Origin of the sequence: Hymenobacter sp. YC55 (assembly GCF_029433095.1) — a bacterium.
Classification (GTDB): Bacteria; Bacteroidota; Bacteroidia; order Cytophagales; family Hymenobacteraceae; genus Hymenobacter.
Map to the genome: position 1 here is coordinate 40896 of NZ_JARNTX010000012.1, position 18845 is coordinate 59740.

At 59.3% G+C, this 18845-nt stretch carries 11 protein-coding genes; 3 read left to right on the forward strand and 8 right to left on the reverse strand.

Annotated features, from left to right (window positions below):
• Positions 1-333 precede the first annotated feature (333 nt).
• The 5 genes from P1X16_RS30565 to P1X16_RS30585 all read right to left on the reverse strand — a co-directional run bounded on the left by P1X16_RS30565 (position 334) and on the right by P1X16_RS30585 (position 7315).
• Positions 334-957 carry a glycosyl hydrolase family 8 gene (locus P1X16_RS30565; protein ID WP_277236569.1) on the reverse strand — a complete coding sequence of 208 codons (624 nt, stop codon included), beginning with the start codon at positions 955-957 and terminating at the stop codon, positions 334-336.
• A gap of 44 nt (positions 958-1001) precedes the next feature.
• Positions 1002-1631, reverse strand: coding sequence for a glycosyl hydrolase family 8 (locus P1X16_RS30570; RefSeq protein WP_277236570.1), 630 nt, complete (start codon positions 1629-1631; stop codon positions 1002-1004).
• 123 nt (positions 1632-1754) lie between these two features.
• Positions 1755-4436, reverse strand: coding sequence for a glycoside hydrolase family 3 C-terminal domain-containing protein (locus tag P1X16_RS30575; RefSeq protein WP_277236571.1), 2682 nt, complete (start codon positions 4434-4436; stop codon positions 1755-1757).
• Positions 4437-4682: 246 nt separating this feature from the next.
• Positions 4683-6263, reverse strand: a complete 1581-nt coding sequence (locus P1X16_RS30580; RefSeq protein WP_277236572.1) for an alpha-L-arabinofuranosidase C-terminal domain-containing protein — start codon at positions 6261-6263, stop codon at positions 4683-4685.
• Positions 6264-6688: 425 nt separating this feature from the next.
• Positions 6689-7315, reverse strand: a complete 627-nt coding sequence (locus P1X16_RS30585) for a DUF1349 domain-containing protein (protein WP_277236573.1) — start codon at positions 7313-7315, stop codon at positions 6689-6691.
• 371 nt (positions 7316-7686) lie between these two features.
• Here P1X16_RS30585 and P1X16_RS30590 point away from each other — a divergent pair, with 371 nt between their 5' ends.
• Genes P1X16_RS30590 through cbiB form a run of 3 tightly spaced genes read left to right on the forward strand, consistent with a single transcriptional unit; the run spans position 7687 to position 11148 of the window.
• Positions 7687-9159, forward strand: coding sequence for a cobyric acid synthase (locus P1X16_RS30590; protein ID WP_277236574.1), 1473 nt, complete (start codon positions 7687-7689; stop codon positions 9157-9159).
• Positions 9160-9178: 19 nt separating this feature from the next.
• Complete coding sequence (locus P1X16_RS30595; protein ID WP_277236575.1) at positions 9179-10210, forward strand: threonine-phosphate decarboxylase; 1032 nt, start codon at positions 9179-9181, stop codon at positions 10208-10210.
• Positions 10186-11148 carry an adenosylcobinamide-phosphate synthase CbiB gene (cbiB, locus tag P1X16_RS30600; protein ID WP_277236576.1) on the forward strand — a complete coding sequence of 321 codons (963 nt, stop codon included), beginning with the start codon at positions 10186-10188 and terminating at the stop codon, positions 11146-11148. Before P1X16_RS30595 ends, cbiB begins: the two co-directional genes overlap by 25 nt.
• Here cbiB and P1X16_RS30605 read toward each other — a convergent pair.
• From P1X16_RS30605 to cobN, 3 genes are read right to left on the reverse strand one after another with little or no spacing between them, the layout of a single operon-like run.
• A complete protein-coding gene (locus P1X16_RS30605) occupies positions 11145-12479 on the reverse strand; it encodes a cobyrinate a,c-diamide synthase (RefSeq protein ID WP_277236577.1) in 1335 nt (444 codons plus the stop codon). The two genes, cbiB and P1X16_RS30605, sit on opposite strands and share 4 nt — an antisense overlap.
• Before the next feature lie 45 nt (positions 12480-12524).
• Positions 12525-14516 carry a magnesium chelatase subunit D family protein gene (locus P1X16_RS30610; RefSeq protein WP_277236578.1) on the reverse strand — a complete coding sequence of 664 codons (1992 nt, stop codon included), beginning with the start codon at positions 14514-14516 and terminating at the stop codon, positions 12525-12527.
• Positions 14509-18804 (reverse strand): cobaltochelatase subunit CobN, encoded by a 4296-nt coding sequence (cobN, locus tag P1X16_RS30615; RefSeq protein ID WP_277236579.1) that lies wholly within the window; start codon positions 18802-18804, stop codon positions 14509-14511. The genes P1X16_RS30610 and cobN overlap by 8 nt, the downstream gene beginning before the upstream one ends.
• Positions 18805-18845 lie beyond the last annotated feature (41 nt).

The following is an 18845-nucleotide window of genomic DNA, read 5'->3' on the forward strand; positions in this document are numbered from 1 at the left end:
GCCCGATTATCACATCGGAATGAGGAGCCTACCACACCTCTCCCGCACGACTTGACCAGTATGTTGAGTACACATACTACCCTGATGGGATATGTAACCCGAGTCGAGGTTACCGTCGCCGTCTACATCACCACCTTGAGGCTAAGCGGACTGTTGCCTACCTCAAGTTGTTGTTCGGGTCGGCATATTCAATACACTAACGAAAATGAGGGTGTAGGCTTGCCAGCGTTAGTAAGAATGAACCAAAGGCGGACGCGAGAAACAGGGCCAAGTAAAAGACGCCGCAATACGGAGTAAGGTCAGGCAAGAAATTGCCGTGTATCGGCTGTATTACTATTGCCCAGGTTTGATAGCCTGGTACTTACCGCTCAAGTGCAACAAACTGAACAGGTATAGAAGACCGTCGTAGTACGGGTCAAAGTAGGCATCCTCGTAGGGCGCTAGCTTGGCGTTCCAGAGGGCGTGCACAAAAGCTAGGTTTTGGTCTTGCCGCATAAGCGAGGCCGATGCGCTGGTAGCCACTAGCCCCAGCGAGTGTCGCAACTTTTTGACGTCGCCAGCAGGCAGAATGAAATCGGGCCGCGAGCCATCTACATTGAATTGGTCCTCGAATGTATTTAGGCCCTTGCCGCGCAGAAACCCCTGAAAACGCCGCGCATATTGCTCCTGCCAAGCTTTGTCCTTGCCGAACCACACATAGTCCATGGCAATGTTCATGGGTACCCGCCACGAATCGTAGCGAAAAGCTGGCGGCGCCCACTTGGTGGCGTGGGGCTTCCCACTGAACTCGGTGTAATCGTAGTTGAGGCCGGTAGGGGCGGCGCAGGCGCGGTGCAGAAACGCGCGCGACGTATCGGCGCACGCCCGGTAAAACTGCTCGTGCCCATCCTTGGCGTAAGTGGCCCACACCTCCAGAAAAGCAGGCAGGTGATATGAGGGGTCGGTCCAGGTGTACATATCCCCAACCGGCACAAAGGATATTTGCTTGTGCTCTGTGTTTATCAGGTTGTATACGTCGCCAGTGCTATCTTTTTTCCATGAGGCATCCAGTATCCGGCGGGCCTCTTGGTAGTAATTGATGCCGGTGTTATTGCCCAGCGGTTGGACGCAAATAGCAGGCTCGTAACAAAATACAGCTCCCCATCGGAAGCAGGTCCTTCCGAATTGAGCTTCATCGTAGTAGTGCTGTAACTCCAGGCGAAGTAGCCTTCCAATGGGCCGCTCTGATGCTGCAAGTTCTTCTTCGACCAGCGCCAGAGACGGTCAAACACTTCCTTCTTGTTGAGCTGCACGGCCACCATCATCCCGTACGACATGCCTTCGGTGCGAGCATCGTGGTTTTTCACGTCCGACACGTAGGCCATCGAGTCACCCACTTCGAAGTACACCTTATTAGGTCCTTCAAACACGTCGTGGTAGGCTTTCGCGACTTTCTTATCGATATCGGCTTGGCTGTAGCCGGCTTCCCGGAGCAGATTGGGGTACTTGCCCGTGTAAAAAGCCCCTTTTTGGCTAGCAGTCGCCTGTTTACGCTGACTTTGTGCTGTTACGCTTGTCAGGCCGACAGGCACCAGGCAAAGCAGCAAGACAACGCGCTTGCCCTGCTGCAAAAGTCTAGTAAAGAAATTCATACGTTAACAAGGTGGGCGTTCTGGTTGGCGCTCTGCGCTACTTAAGTGATGCGAGAACGGATTAAGGCAGAGTAAACAGAAAGTCGGCGCGGGTGTGAAGCGCGCCGACTTCTGATTAACCTCTTAGTCAAGCTTCACTTGGGTTCCGGTCAGGGTCAGATCGGTTTTCAGCACCTTGCCGGCCGACACATCGGCGGCCAGCGGCTGACTACCGCCCACAAATACCTGCACTTGCTCGGGAAGCTCGACCCGCTGGGCCTGCTCATTGAGGCGTGAGAGCTGCCGTGGCGTGAGCGTAAACTCCACTGTTTGCTTGGCGCCCGGCGCGAGGTTGAGGCGGCGAAATCCTTGCAGGGCGTGGCGCACCCCGCGGCTCGCGGCGCCCGGATGCCGCACGTAGAGTTGCGCCACCTCGTCGCCGGCCCGCTGACCGGTGTTTTGCACTTCCACGCTAACCTTAATCGGCTGGCCGGTTACCGTCTTCGACAGCACTTTCAAGTTGTTGTATCTGAAGGTGGTGTAGCTCAGGCCGTGACCAAACGGGAAGAGTGGCTCCCCGGTAAAGTAACGATACGTGCGGCCCGCCATGCTGTAGTTGTCGAAGGCCGGCAGTTGGCTTTCCGACTTGTAGAACGTAACTGGCAGACGGCCAGCCGGGTTATAGTCGCCGAACAGCACATCAGCTAGGGCAGTGCCGGTGGCTTGTCCGCCGTACCAGCTGTTAACGATGGCCGGCAGGTTTTGCGCTTCCCAAGGGCAACCAAGCGCGCTGCCCGTCATCATCACGAATACCACCGGCTTGCCGGTGCTGTGCAGCACTTTTAGCAACTCAGTCTGCACCTTGGGCAACGCAATGCTGGTCCGGTCGCCGCCGCTGAAGCCTTCCACGTTCACTTTCATTTCTTCACCTTCGAGCCGGGGCGAAATGCCGCCTACAAATACCAGCGCGTCGGCATCCTTTACCTGCGCCCTAATGGTGGCCGCATTCATGGGCACTACGTGGGCGCCGCTAAACTTAAGAATGGTGCGGCTTGTGGCCTGGAAGTATTCGATTTTCAGGTTTAGCTTCTGGCCGGCCTGTACTTTCATCGTGTGCTGGGTGGTCGAAACGCCGCGGCTTTTCCAGTTGTCGAGCACCAGCTTGTCGTCAACAAACAGCCGGTAGCCGTCGTCGCCGGTTAGTTGGAAAGCCATTTCCTCGGTCTTGGTCGGCGTGAACGTGGTCTGGTAGCGGGCCGACACATTCTCGGACGGCAGGCCCGGCACAATTTCTTGCTTGACGTTGGCTAGGTACCGGTCCAACCCTGCTTCTTGCTGCGTAGCTACCGGCTGGCCTTCCAGATTAGTGCCTTTGAAGTATTCGGCTTTGAAGCCTGACTTGCCTCCGTACGTTAAGTTCTGGTTGATGTCGAAAGATTCGTAGACAGTGTTGCTGGCGTAATCGACGCCCTGAATGTAGCTCACTTGCGTGCCAGGACCCACCTTGGCCCGAATGCCTTCCAGCGGCGTCACGTTGTTGGTTGGGAAGCCGTTGTAGTTGCCGAGCTGCACGGCGTCGTTGTCGGCGTTAGGACCGAGTACCACAATCTTTTTTAGGTTTTTGCGCAGCGGCAGTGTGTTCTTCTCGTTTTTGAGCAGCACCACAGATTCGCGGGCCATTTTCAGGGCGTGGGCTTGGTGCGGCTGGCTTTCCACCACGCTCATCGGAATCTGGGCGTATTTCACCCGCTCCACGGGGTCGAACATACCTAGCTGAAAGCGGATTTTGTAGAGCCGCTTCACCGACACATCGAGTTGCTGCTCGGTTATGAGCCCTTTTTGTACCGATTCGAGCAAGGAGTTATAAGTAAACAGCTTGCCGGTGGCGCACTCGATGTCGGTGCCGTGCAGTACGGCGTTGGCCGCTGCCGTGGCCGCGTCGGGGTCGGTTTTGTGGTGCTGCCAGAAGTCGTTTAGGCCGTCGCAGTCGGAGGTGACGTAGCCTTGGAACTGCCATTTCTTGTAGAGAATGTCGTTCATGAGCTTGTCGCTGCCGCAGCAGGGCTGGCCGGCATAGGCGTTGTAGGCACACATCACCCCGGCCACTTTGGCGTCCACAATCAGGTCGCGGAAAGCGGGCAGGTAGGTGTCCCACAAGTCATAGTCACTGATTTGGGCGTTGAACTCGTGGCGCGACGGCTCGGGTCCGCTGTGCACGGCAAAGTGCTTGGCGCAGGCCGTAATCTTGAGATACTTTGGATCGTCGCCCTGAAAGCCTTTCACTAGCGCAGAACCGAGTTGCCCGGTCAGATACGGGTCTTCGCCGTAGGTTTCCTGTCCTCGGCCCCAGCGCGGGTCACGGAAGATGTTGATGTTGGGAGTCCAAAACGTTAGGCCTTGGTAGATGCCCCGCTCGCCGCGCCGCGCGTATTCGTGGTGCACGGCCCGCGCTTCGTCGGAGGTGATGGTGGCCATGCGCAACATGGCATCCTGGTCGAAGGTAGCGGCCATGCCAATGGCCTGCGGAAACACCGTGGTTTTCAAACTGGTACGAGCCACACCGTGTAGGGCCTCATTCCACCAGTTGTAAGCCGGAATCCCGAGCCGATCAATGGCCGGCGAGGCGTTGAGCATCTGCGAAACCTTTTCGGGCAGCGTCAGCCGGCCCACCAAATCATTGACGCGCTGGTCGATGGGCAGATCAGGGTTCTGAAAAGGGAGTTGTTCGGTTATGCCCAGCTGGGTGGCCACTGGGTGGTTGCTTGCGAATTGAGCGCCCGTGAATGTGAGCAGCAGCAAGCCAAGTAAAGGTTTAAGTGGTTTCATAAAGATGGAAAAGTGGGAGAGCGTCTTTTACAGGTCGTTGGTGTTGTGGTCATATGGAAGCACAACATGCCGTCACCGTCGCTTCAAGTAACTGGGCTCAGCAGCTTGGTGGGTAGTAACCTCGGCTGCCGAGCACCGTCTGATTTTCAGTTTTGCAAGAGCCTTTTCGGGCTAGCTTAAGCAGCTGGAAAGCACTAGTCCTTAGCTAGTCACTAGCTTTTCAAGCAGTGTGCCCGAGGCAATAACCTATTTCAGCTCCAGCACTACCACCGACTGAGGGGGCAGCTCTACAGCTAGATTGCCGCCGCGCTTCTTAGCCCCGCCGAAGCTGGCAAGCTTCACCTTGTTCGGATTCTCGAACGTATTGTAATCGTTGACTTTAGAAGAGGTCAGAATGCGCCCCGAAACGGTTTTCCAATTCACGCCAGCTAGAGTCGTTTCCAGCTTCAGCGTCTTCTTGGTATCCAGATTTACCAGCGAGATATGCACTGCGCCGCTGGCATCCTTCGAGGCCGAGGCGTTGAGAGCGGGCAGCTTCTGGCCGTCTAGTTCGTACTCGGGGCTGGTGAATTGTAAGGGCAAGTACTGCGCATCCTGGTGCACCTGATAAAGGTCGAAGACGTGGTAGGTGGGTGTGAGCAGCACCTTCTCTTTATTGGTGAGCACCAAGGCTTGCAGCACGTTCACGGCCTGGGCCAGGTTGGCCCCACGCACCCGGTCGCAGTGGTTGTTGAAGATGTTGAGCGTGGTGCCCGCTACCAAGGCGTCGCGCAACGAGTTTTGCTGGTACAGAAAGCCAGGATTGGTGCCAGGCTCCACATCGGTCCACACACCCCACTCGTCCACGAGCAAGGCCACCTTCTTGTCTTTGTCGTACTTGTCCATGATGGCGGCGTGCTTGGCTACCACCGCGTCCATTTTCAGGCAGTTCTTCATGGTGTTGAAGTACTCCTGCTCCGTAAAGCCGGTGGCTTTGCCCTTGCTGCCCGTCCAGCTGCCCGTGGGCAGTGTGTATTGGTGCAGCGTAAGGCCCCACATTTGGTTGAGCGGAATGTTCTTCATGCACGTCTCAGTCCAGTGCGCATCGTCGCCGTTGGCTCCGCTCACAATTTTCTTGAGCGGGGGCGAAGCTGGGTAGCTGTGGGCAAAAGTGGCGTAGCGCTTGTACACGTCGGTGTAGTATTCGGCCGTCATGTTGCCGCCGCAGCCCCAGCTCTCGTTGCCGATGCCCCACCAGCTGACCTTGTAAGGTTCAGCTTGCCCATTTTTCCGGCGCTCCAGCACCAGAGGCGTGTCGTCGTTGGAATTGAGGTACTCCATCCAGCCAGCCATTTCCTGCACGGTGCCGCTGCCCACGTTGGCCGCCAGATAGGGCTCAGTGTTAAGCAGCTTACACAGCTCTAAAAACTCGTGGGTTCCGAAGCTGTTGTCTTCCAGGTTGTTGCCCCACCACATGTTCAGCATTTTGGGCCGCTGAGCCGTAGGGCCTATGCCGTCGCGCCAATGGTAGGTATCGGCGAAGCAACCACCAGGCCAGCGTAGGTTCGGCACCTTAATCTTGCGCAGCGCCTCCACAATATCCATTCGAATCCGGCCTTGCTTGGGTACGTTCAGCTGCTCATCAACCCAGAAACCGTCATAGATGCAGCGGCCCAAGTGTTCAGCAAAATGCCCGTAGATGTGTTTGCTGATAACTTGTTTGGGGTCGCCAGCTTGTACGGTTACGGGTATCGTCTGTGCTGATACTGTGGACGAAGCCCCATAACCGAGACCTATGCCAACCGCGGCTGCTAGCTTTGCAAACGTTTGCCGGTGCAAAAAAGGCATCTTGAAAGCGGCCGAAGTCGCTAGTGTTCGTGTGAAGTTTAGGCTGATCATTCAGGATGGGGAATTCTTATTTATGAAATGGTTAGAGGTCAAATTCAACTTGCAGCATTCCGGAGGGTAACCATTAGCAGAAAAGTAATCGAGCTAAGCAAACAATCGATTGACTTGCTTGGCAACGCACCTACTACATAATGCTGGCCCTCGTGGTTAAGGCTACACTAGCTTCAACCACCTCGCTGACGAAAGCTTAGGCGGGTCGTAAAATAGCAGCTATTCGGGAAAAAGTTGTTTTTCAGAATAGCGGTTGAATTAAACTATGAAATCCGACAGAGCAGACTACAGGCTTGAATTGCCCACTTCAACAAACGTATTCTGTCGGTGCCGGCGGCTACGAAGCCTAGCTCTTTGGTATTGCGCTTGACAATTTATTTGGTGACAGGAGGCTTGCTGATAGAAAAGTCCTCGAATTCGACCGGAAAGCCCTTGCCATCGGGGGCGGCGCACATAAGGCCAATCTGCACTTTTTTACCCGGTGTGGGGGGGAAGTAAGCTAGGCGTAGCATCCGAAAATCCTTGTTATCGAAAGAGTACTGGATTTCCACATAGTCGCCCTTGCGCAACAAGGTGAGCCACACGGCGGCCGGACTGTCTTGCCGCGGCACCACCGACCAGTCGGATACCTCACGCGTAACAACAGCGCTTACGTTCTGGACCCCTTTGACGTACTCGATACCGGTTTTGATCCAGTTTTTCTCGTCCAAGCGGATCATGAGTCCAGCTTGGTCGTAGAGGTCTTGGTAGTGTCCTACTACCTTCACTTTCGCCACAAAATCACCTTCGTGTTCTTGGTAGAGAAAGTGCCCATTGTCGCGGATGAAGCCGTAATGCGTGACCCGCCAAAAATCAGTACCGCCGTCAACTTGCACCTGCACCTTGGAGGCGGTGATAGTAGCTTTTTTCGGGGCATTCAACCAGCGCATGGCAGGCAGGGACTGCGCCGAAACCGAGAAAGCGCCTAGGGCTAAGACAGCGGAAAGCAAAAGGACTTGCATGAACAGAGGTTCGTTTGGTAACGGGCGTAAGCTAAAGAGAAATCTGCACCGCCGGCACTGAATAAGGCCGTATCCCGCTGCTGACCTTGTCTGAGCAGTACTTGACATCAGCTATAGACACCTGTCCCTCTTGCCTTTATGTAGCAGCTTCACCGGCATGGCACCAGTGAAGTTGCAATGGAAACCCATACTGCTCTGCCCTGATATCCGACAAAGTTTAGGCTCGGGCATGCTTGACACACGGTTATAAGTGCCAGTAGAGTCAGTGTTTACTTGTAGTACAGGCGTTTCTGGGCTTTTGAAGAGAGGCACTGTCTTGAATCAGTTCAAGCCCTACCTTTAGCGTTCTTACCACTGGTTGTTCTTGTCTTATGCTTCGTCCCATCATGTTTGTCGGCACCGCTTCCGACGTGGGCAAAAGCGTTATCACAGCCGGGTTTTGTCGAATTTTCCGGCAAGACGGCTACCGGCCAGCCCCGTTCAAGGCTCAGAACATGTCGTTGAACAGCTATGCCACGCCCGAAGGCTTGGAAATCGGGCGGGCGCAGGCCATGCAAGCGGAAGCCGCCGGCGTGCCCTGCCACGTCGATATGAACCCGGTGCTGCTCAAGCCCACCTCCGACCAAGCCTCACAAGTGGTGCTCAACGGCCAGCCCATCGGCACGCAGTCGGCCTATGAGTACTTCCGCGAAAATGACCGACACGAGCTGTTTGTGGCCGCAACTCAAGCTTTCGACCGGCTGGCCGCGCGCTTTTCGCCGGTGGTGCTGGAAGGTGCAGGCAGCATTTCGGAGCTGAATTTGAAGCGGCGTGACATCACCAACTTACGCATGGCTCGCCACGCTGGTGCCGCTACCTACCTGATTGCTGACATTGACCGAGGCGGCGTATTCGGCAGTGTGTACGGCACGCTGGCCCTGTTGGAACCCGAGGAAAAAGCCTGCATCAAAGGCATTCTGATCAACAAGTTCCGGGGTGATGCCCGGCTGTTTGCCGACGGCCGCCAGCAGCTGGAAGCCCTGACGGGGGTGCCCGTGGTGGGCGTGCTGCCCTACTTCCGCGACATTTTTCTGGAAGAAGAAGACTCGGTGGCGCTGGCTCGCAAGCAGCGTGGCACGGGGCCTGCCAGCCGCGTGCAGGTGGCTGTGGTACTGTTAGGCCGCATGTCCAACTTCACCGACTTCGACGTACTCGGCCACGACCCGCGCGTGCACCTGTTCTACACCCACGACGCCAGCGAAATAACCGAAGCCGACATTATTATCCTGCCTGGCAGCAAGAATACCATCGACGACCTGATAACACTGAAAAACAGCGGCTTGGCCGCGGCCATCGTGCAGGCACACCGCGCCGGCAAAACCGTGGTGGGCATTTGCGGTGGTTACCAGATGCTAGGCCGCTCAGTGGAAGACCCCGCGGGCATGGAAAGCCACGTGGCCGCTACTGCCGGCCTCGGGCTGCTGCCCGTACGCACCGTATTGCAGGGCACGAAAACCACCGAACAGCGGCGCTTCGCCTTCCGCGACCAAGCCTCAGCCGACTGCCAGGGCTACGAAATTCACATGGGCACTACTACCACTGATGGCCCTGCGCAGCCCGTGGCTACCCTCGCTAATGGTACCCCCGACGGCTATTTTGCTGGCCCAAGCTGCTGGGGCACCTACCTGCACGGCATCCTCGACAACCCCGTCGTGGTAGACCAGTTGTTAGCGCCCTACGCAAAAGCAGTGACGAGTGCGCCGTTTGATTTTGCGGCTTTCAAAGACGAGCAGTTCAACCGCTTGGCGGCTCTTATCCGCGAGAACGTAGATATGCCGCAGATTTACGCCGCACTGCAACCTTGATGTACTTTACCTCTGTTTTATGCTGCACGGCCACGGCGACGACGGCTACCGCCACTCCTCCCCTATCGTAGCCGATTTTAGTACCAACGTATGGTACGGGGGTGAGCCGGCCGGCTTGAAAGACTATGTGTTCAGCCAGTGGGCCAACGTGAACCGCTACCCCGAGGTGCTAGCCGAAAGCCTGTCGGACCAGATAGCCGCTCACCACGGCGTGTCGCCGGCGCAGGTGCTGGTAAGCAGCGGCACCACGGAGAGCATTTACTTGGTAGCACAAACCTGGGCTGGGCAGCGCAGCACGGTGCTTACCCCCGCCTTTGCCGAGTACGAAGACGCTTGCCGCCTGCACCGCCACCAGTTACACTTTCTGGCTTGGGAAGACTTGCAACTCGACAGTTCTATAGGTAGTGAGTTGCTGTTTGTTTGCAACCCCAACAACCCGACGGGCAGCGTGCTGACTCCGGAGGTGCTGACTGGTTTGCTGGCCGCCAACCCACGCACCTTGTTCGTGCTCGATGAGGCTTTTATTGAATTCACAGCCAGCATCTCGTCGGCTATTCCCTTGCTGGAGCAGTTTGATAATCTACTGATCATGCGCTCCTTGACCAAGGTCTACGCTATTCCGGGCTTGCGGCTTGGCTACGTGGTAGCGTCGGAGAAACTTGTTCACCAGCTTCGCCAGCATAAGGCACCGTGGGCAGTAAATGCTATGGCGGTAGCTGCGGGCCATTTCTTGTTCGCGAATTATGCTCGGGTGCAGCCACCCATCAGTCAGCTGCTGGCGGATAAGGCCACGCTGAGTGCTCAGCTAAGCGCAAACGCTGGGCTTGAAATCTTCCCCAGCCACACACATTACTTTCTGGGTGCCACGCGGCGCGGCACGGCCGCCGAGCTAAAGCACTGGCTTGTAACCCACCACGGGCTGCTGATTCGGGACGCGGCCAACTTCCGGGAACTCACGCCGGCCCACTTCCGCATCGGCACGCGCAGCCCGACCGATAATCAACTCCTCGTAAACGCCCTGCAAGCATGGACCACCCTTTCGCCCGCCTAGCTGCACCCCTAACAGCGGGCTACCTGCTCGACCTGCTGCTGGCCGACCCCGAAAACTGGCCCCATCCGGTGCGTATTTACGGTACTCTCATTGCAGCCGGTGAGCGGGAGCTAAACCACGGCCCGTACCGCTTCGGCAAAGGAGCCGTGCTGGCCGGCGGCTTAGTGGGTGGCACATTCCTCCTGTTCAAGCTGCTTGATAAAGTTTGGGAGAAAGCACCACCAGCTCTGGGAATTGCTATCAACAGCGCCTGGGTGTTCTATGGGCTGGCCAACGCCGGTTTGGTGCGCGAAGGGCGGGCAGTATTCGAGGTGCTGGACCAAGAGGGCTTGGAAGCCGGCCGTCGCCAGCTGGCCCGCATCGTGGGCCGCGACACCACTCAGCTCGACGTTCAGCAAATCCGCACCGCCGTCCTCGAAAGCCTGGCCGAAAACCTCAGCGACGGGGTGGTGGCACCGCTATTTTACTACGCGCTGGCCGGTGTACCGGGCCTGATGGCGTACAAGATGGTCAACACCCTCGACTCGATGGTGGGCTACCGCAACCCACGCTACGAGCTGTTTGGCAAGTTTGCTGCCCGCCTTGATGATGTAGCTAACCTAGTGCCGGCCCGGCTCACGGCGGGGCTGTTGGCGGCATTGGGCGGGAGCAAGCGGGGCTGGCGCTTTATTCTACAGTACGGCAATCAACACAAAAGCCCTAATTCTGGCTACCCCGAAGCGGCAATGGCCGGCGTGCTTAACTGCCGCTTCGGGGGTCCCAATTACTACCACGGCCAGCTCGTGCCCAAACCATACATCGGCGATAACCCACGCTTAATAGCACCCGACGAAATCAACCGGGTGGCCCGCCTCAACCACAGCGTGTGCGCGGTAATGGTAGCCGGCATTGTCGGGGCACTATGGTGGCGCCTAAGCCAGCGCAAGCACGGTGGCTAGCTTTTCGCTTCGAGCAGTTGCTTGATGAATGTGGCGTCTTCGCCCCAGTACAGGTGCACGTAGGAAGCCCACACGTTGCCGTGGCGGTATACCTGAGTGGGCACCGTGACTCCTTTCGCATTGGTGACACCGATGGGGGCAGCGGTCAGGCCTTCGTCTTCCAGCCGAGAGTAATGGAATTCGTGGCCTTTAATAGTCAGATCATTCCAAGACAGGGCGCGGTATCCTAGGGTCATTCTGGCCTTTTCCATGGAGGTAGCGCCAAGCAGCGCCCCCACCATAGGGAAAGATTGACCCTGAGCAGTGGTAATGGCCCTACCTAGGTACATGAGGCCACCGCACTCGGCGTAAGCCACTCCGCCGCCGACGCAGTACGTCGCTATGCTTTCCCGCATGGTGGTGTTGGCGCTTAGCGCCTCGGCAAACAGCTCAGGATAGCCGCCGGGTAGGTACAGAAAATCGGTGCTGGCGGGGAGTTCTGCATCCGTCAGCGGGCTGAAGTACACCACCTCGCCAAACTCGCTTAGCACCTGCAAATTCTGGAGGTAGGTGAAGCTAAAGGCAGCATCACTGGCCACGGCGATGCGGCGGTGCCCAACGGGCATGGCCGCTAAAGCAGGTGGCGAGGCCGGAACAGATGTGCTGGTAACGGCCAGCAATTGGTTTAGGTCTACCGTTTGGGGTAGCGCATCAGCCAAGGCTTCCACAATGGCTTCGTACTGAATGTCGGTGTCAATCGACAATCCCAAGTGGCGGGAAGGAATGGCAAAGGCCGGGTTATTGGGCAGGTAGCCGAGGGCGGTTACGCCTACATCTTCACAGGCTTCGCGCAGAAAGTGGTAGTGCGAAGCGGTGTTGACAAAGTTGAAAATGGCCCCCACCAGCTTGATGCCCGGATAGAAGTTCTTGAACCCAAACAGCAGCGGGGCCACCGAATAGGCCATGGCTTTGGCATTCACTACCAGAATAACCGGGATATCAAGCAATTCGGCCACGGCTGCCGCGCTGCCCTGCATGCGGTCGGCCCCATCGAAAAGGCCCATCACGCCTTCCACCACGGCCACGTCGGCGCGGGCAGTGTAGTGGGCGTAAGTAGCCTGAGCGTGCGTGGCCGATGCCATAAACAAATCCAGGTTGAGGCTGGGGCGGCCAGCGGACTGGGTGTGGTGGTGGGTATCGAGGTAGTCGGGCCCGCACTTGAAAGGCTGCACCGTGAGGCCCCGCCGGGCCAGGGCCCGCAGTAGCCCTAGCGTGAGGGTCGTTTTGCCGCTGCCGCTGCTAGGCGCCGCAATCAGAAACTGGGGCTTCACGGCCGCTGTAGATAAAGACACAAGAGGGGTAGTAAAAGGATTTTAACTCAGCATCAGCCCAACAGCTTACGAGCGGCTGCTGATCGTGAGAATGGCATTGGTTAGGGAAGTTGCCGACAGTTCATCAAGCGGCAAATACTGCGCGCCTAACGCGGTAGCTAGCTCCTTGGCTTTGCCCAGGCGGAGGTAGCTGGTATCAGTGTCGAGCACCAGGGCAGGAATATTTTGCCCCCGCAGTGACTCGGCCAGCTGCTGAGTTTGCTGCCATGCGTCGCCCCCGCCAGGCAAAGGCACGTTGGCTTTGCCGTCGCTTAGTACCACCAGCAAAGGTTGCAACTCATGGGCGTTAGCGGCCTGTTCCAGCAACTGGCTAGCTAGTTGTAGGGCGTGCGGCAAAGGAGTGCGCCCCCCCGTGGGCAACGAACGCAGGGCCTGTTCTGCTACCTCCACGCTGCGCGTGGGCGCCAGCAGCACCTGCGCTGCCACGCCCCGGAAGGCAATAACGCTGACCGTAGCACGCTGCTGATAGGCATCCGTGAGCAAACTCAGCACGGCACCCTTCACAGCTTCCATGCGGCGGCTGGCACTCATCGAGCCCGAGGCATCGACCACAAACAGCAGCAGAATACCGGTTTTGGCGGTGCGCACTTTCTGGTGGAGGTCGTCGCGGGTAAGCTGCCAGGCTTCGGGGTCGCGGAGTACCGCCTGCCGGACCGTCGCCTCCAGTGCTAAGTCCGAGGGTGCCGGGTCAGGCACGGCGCGCACGTAGTGGCCCCGCGACGCCTGACTAGCCAGCCCCCGCAGACCCGTAACGGCGGGGGCTGTAGCGGGCTGAGGTGGCACCTCCACCCGAAGCGGGCGGGTAGCGGGCGGGGGCGCAATACCGAAGACCTGCTCCGGGGCTTCCCCTCCTGAGTCCGACGGGGAGGCATCTAACTCGGGTTGCTCAGTCGGTAGCTCAGAAGGGTCTGCAGGTGCATCCGGCGTTGTAGCGGGAGGATCTGACGGCGGGGGCGCATCGGCTGCTTGCTGCATTAGCTCATCCAGCGCATCGGAAGGCAACGAGCTGTTTTCGAATGGCTTGCTGCGCCGCCGATGCGGCAGGGCTAGCTCGGCGGCTTGGCGGACGTCCTCGGCGGTTACGGTGGTGCGGCCGGCTAGAGCGGCTAGGGTCAGGGCCGTTTTGTAGAGCACAATGTCGGCCCGCAGACTGGCTACGCCGAGCTCGGTGCACAGTTGGCTGATTAGCGTTAGCAGCCCGTCGGGCATCTGCACGGCTGGGAGCAGTTGTTGGGCGTTGGCAATTTGTTGTTGCAGGGCTTGTTGGGCGGGTTCCCACTGGGCCGCGAAGGCAGGCCCGTCCTGCTCGAAGGCGATACGCCGGCGGACCACTTCGGTGCGCTCCGGCACGTCGCGCGGGGCACTGATATCTACCATCAACCCAAACCGATCCAGAAACTGGGGCCGCAGATTGCCTTCCTCGGGGTTCATGGTGCCAATGAGCGTAAACTGCGCCGCGTGGCTTACCGACAAACCCTCCCGCTGCACGGTGTTGACGCCCATAGCGGCTACGTCGAGCAGTACATCCACCAAGTGGTCGGGCAACAGATTCACTTCGTCGATGTACAGCACGCCCCGGTGAGCGGCGGCCAGCAAGCCTGGTTGCAGCTTGCGCTGGCGCTCCACCAGCACCCCTTCCAGGTCCAGGCTGCCTAGTACCCGATCTTCCGTAGCGCCTAGGGGCAGGTTCACGAAAGGAGCGGGCACCAGCTGCAACGTCTCGGGGGCAGCCTGCGTGCACGCTGAGCACAAGCCCGATAGTTGATCTGGGGCACAGTTAAACGGGCAGCCCGCCACGGTATTTAGCCAAGGCATTATGGCCGCTAGGCCGCGCACCGCTGTGCTTTTGGCCGTGCCCTTATCTCCCTGAATCAGCACCCCGCCAATGGCCGGGTTGACGGCGCATAGCAACAGGGCCTGCTTGAGGGTTTCCTGGCCTACTAAGGCGGCAAACGGGTAGTGGGAACGTTGCAAGGGGGCGTTGGTGGGGTTACTCATTCCGGGCTTCCAGTAGGGTTTCGCTCTGCTCGTAGACTTGGCGCAGGGCCTGGAGCGTATCGGGGGATGGGGCCGCCCACAGGCCGCGCTGGGCCGCTTCAAGCAAGCGCTCCGTCACGGCCTGCAGGGCCCAGGGGTTGCTCTCCGCGAAGAACTGCTGCATCTCCGCGTCCAGGGCGTAGGTTTCGGCTACTTTCTCGTACATCCAGTCGTCCACCACCTGAGCCGTAGCATCGTAGCCAAACAGGTAGTCGACGGTGGCCGTCAGCTCCAGGCCGCCTTTGTAGCCGTGGCGCTGAATGCTGGCCAGCCACTTGGGATTGACTACGCGAGAGCGGAAAACCCGCAGCGCTTCCTCCTTCAGGTCGCGGACGGCTGGCCGGGCGGGGTCTTGTGTGTCGCCGAAGTAGTGCTTGGGCTGGCGGCCGGTAAGGCTGCGGATGGTGGCAATCATGCCCCCATGAAATTGCAGGTAGTCGTCGCTGTCGAAGATGTCGTGCTCCCGGTTGTCTTGGTTGTGCAGGGCCACTTCCACCCCCGCGAGCCGCTGCCGAAACTCCTGCCGGGCCTCGCCGCCGCTCACGCTGCGGGTGTAGGCGTAGCCGCCCCAATTCACGTAGGCCTGGGCGAAATCGGCGTCGGCGTGCCAGTTTTTCTCGTTGATTAGTGGCAGGATGCCCGCGCCGTAGCTGCCGGGCGCCGCCCCAAATATGCGGTAGCTAGCCCGCTGCTCGGCTTCCTCCAGAGGGATGTCCTGCGCTTGCAGTTCGCTCAATTCCGCCAGGTAGTGCTGCCGAACAAAGTTTTGGTCCAGGGGCTCATCGAGGGCTAGCACCAACTGCACGGCGTCATCCAGCAGCTCAATTAGGTGGGGAAAGGCGTCCCGGAAAAAGCCGCTGATGCGCGTGGTCACGTCGATGCGGGGCCGGCCGAGGGCTGCCAGGTCGATTACTTCCACGCCGGTTACCCGGCGGCTCTGGGCCTGCCACACCGGGCGCACGCCAAGCAGGGCCAGGATTTCGGCTACGTCGTCACCGTAGGTGCGCATGGCGCTGGTGCCCCACACGCTCAGGCCCACGCTTTCGGGGTAGCGGCCGGTTTCTTTCAAATGGCGGTCTAGCACCTCGCGGGCCAACTGCTGCCCTACCTCCCAGGCCGCCTGCGAGGGTAAGGCCCGCGGGTCGACGGCGTAGAAATTGCGGCCAGTAGGCAGGATATGGGCCATGCCCCGCGTAGGCGCCCCGCTCGGTCCGGCCGGCACGTAGCCGCCCGAAAGTCCGTGCAGCAGGTTGGCTACTTCGTCGTAGGTCTGGGCCAGATTAGGCAACACCTGCTCGCCCACAAAGGCTAGCGTACGGCGAATGTCGGCTAACGCTGACTCGGAGGGATCCACGGCCAAGGCTTCAAACAGCACCTCATCCACTGCCTCTGCCCGAAATTGCCGCTGCTGCCATACCAGCAGCAAGTGCCGGGTCAGCTCATCCAGCACTTCCAGCGCATCCGCTCCGGTTACCACGGGCCGGCCCGCCAGCTCCTGAAACACCGGGGATACAGCCGTCAGCTTTTGTCCTTTCGCCTGCAGAATATTGTCCAGAGACAAGCCGTAGAGCGTGGCTAGCGCGGTCTGCAGGCCGGGTGCGCCAAGGTTGGGCAACCGGGTTAGGGCCTGTACCATGTCTACAAGCGCCTCGTCTTCCGGTACTTGCCCCAGAATGTGCAGCCCATTGCGGATTTGCGCCGCGCCCAGCTCGCAGAGGTAACCGTCGATGTCCTCGATGAGGTGAGCCACATCTTTGCCATCCATTTCGGCCAAGCTTACGGGTACGCCTTCGGGCGTCAGCTCGTCGTCCCAGTCGTGCGTATGGTCGCCATGGTCACGGCGCAGCAGCAGGGCCAAATCTTTGTCGAGGTTGGTTTGCTGCACCAAGTCCCAGATCTGGCGTTGCAACAGCGGCAGCTTGGCCGGGTCGAGGGCTTCCACCTGGTAGTACTCATCCACGAGCTGCGTGAGCTGGGCCAGTTCGCCGTAGCTGTCGGCGGTGGTCATGGGCGGGGTCAGGTGGTCGACAACCACGGCGTGGGCGCGGCGCTTGGCCTGTGAGCCTTCGCCGGGGTCATTGATGATGAAGGGATAAAACAGCGGTAAATCCCCTAGAAAGGCATCCGGAAAACAGGTTGCAGACAAACCAATGCCCTTGCCGGGCAGCCATTCCAGCGTGCCGTGCTTGCCCACGTGCACCAGCGCATCGGCACCCCAACCGTCGCGCAACCAGCGGTACAGGGCGTAGTAGTGGTGCGTGGGTGACAAATCGGGCTGGTGGTAGATGGCGTCGGGGTCCATGCCGTAGCCACGGGGCGGCTGCAGCACCACCAGGGCGTTGCCCAGCGCTAGGCCAGCCAGCGCAATGTGGCCGTCGTGCACGTAAGTCTCGCCGGGCGGCGCCCCCCACTGCTTTATCATCTTCGCTTGCAAAGTGGCGGGCAGCTCGGCAAACCACGCGGCATACTGGGCGGCCGGCACCTGCCCCACGGCCTGGCTTAATTGCTCGGGCGTCAGGTAGGTTTCGTCGTAAGAGCAGCGGTCAATTAGCTCGTGGATAAGCGCCGTGCCGCTTGGTGGTAAGTCCGTTAGCTGGTAGCCTTCGGCCTGCATGGCTTGCAGCAGCACCAGTAAGGACGCCGGCGCATCCAGACCCACGGCATTCCCTATTTGCGAGGCTTTGCTGTTGGAATTGGTGAAGATGAAGGCAACGCGCTTTTGCTCATTGGGCAGGTGCCGCAGCCGCGCCCACCGCGCTGCCAGACCGGCCACCCGCTCAATACGGTCGGGCAGGGCCTCGTAGCCCTGGGCTTCCCGGTTCTTTTCCTTAAAAGAAATCGGCACCGTGATAATGCGCCCATCAAACTCGGGAATGGCTACGTTCATGGCCGTATCCAGCGGGTTCAGCCCCCGGCTCGACGACTCCCAGGGTCCGCGGGCCATGCCGCTGGTAATGGCCTGCAACACCGGCACATCCAGCTGTTGCAACGCCTCCACCGACCACCCCGCGCTGGTGGGTCCGTCGGGGTTTACGTCGCTCATGGCAAAGGATACGGTATTCAGCAGTACATCAATCAGCGGCCCCTGCTCATCCCGGAAAAACCCGAACGCCCGAGGCCAGCCCGACTCCGCATCAACCGCCTTAAGCGAAGCCGTATAGACCGGCAGCACGTTGACATTCCGGGTTTCCAGCTCCCGCACCAAGGCATCCACGAAGGCCGTGTTGCCGCTAATCCAGTGGGCCCGGTAAAAGGTGATGCCCACGCTGGGTCGAGCCGGGTCGCGGTGCTGGAGCCAGTCGGCCAGCTCGGCGTTTTCCGGCAAATCGGGGTGGTAAATGCCGTGCTCGGGCAGCGTTTGAGCGGGCTCGAAGCCGAAACCTGTCATCAGCAGCTGGTCGGCCAGAAAGTACAGTAGGGAAGTCAGGTTGGCGTAGCCCCCGGCTTGCAGGTAAGCCAGCGCCTCGTGCAGCACCGCCGGCGACACCGTGGAAATAGCCGCAAACTCCGGGTTCAGGTCGCCGGTGCCGCTGAGCACCAACAGATGCTGACCCTGGCTCTGGGCCCGCCGCACCAGCTCACTGAATCCCGGGATGCTGCTCGGCCGCCCCAGCACGCGCAGCACTATCACTCGGGCTGCCGCCAGCTCCCGGTCGAGCAGCTGGGCCATGTGGGCTTCGGTTTTGATGGCCAGCAAGTTGATGCCGAGCGTTTTGGGAAAATCGGCGGGCAACTCCTGCACGCTGCGGTGCAGGGTGAGCAGGTCGGTGTCGGCGTGGGTGAGAAAGACGATGCCCTCAGCCCCTGGTGCTAGGCTCGGGAGGCTAGTAGCGGAGGTTTCGGCCCCGTTCCAGCTGTAAAATTGGAACACGTATTCGGCCAGTTCGGCGGGCGGGGTCAGGTAGCCATCAGCGGCCACCATGCTGTCGATATAGTCGAAGATGGCCCGCACTTGCCACTCGCTGTTGATGGAGTGAAACCAGGTGGAGCGCCCATCAAACAGCAGCGTCACCACATTGGCCAGCGTGCAGGGCCCCAGGCAGCCGCCCTTGGTCATGTGCACGGTGTTGCGCAGCTTGCGCCGCAGCCATTCCGATTTGTACAAATCTACGGGCACGGCCGCGTAGCCTCGGTCTACCCGGCCGCAGCAGCAGGCGTTATAACAATACGAGAGGTGGCCCCGGCGCAGCACCAGGTTGATGGCTTTGCCATCGGGGCGCAGCACCCGCTGCCGTTTGATTTCACGCATGCTAATGAGGTAAAAGGGCTAACACAAGAATAACTTAACCT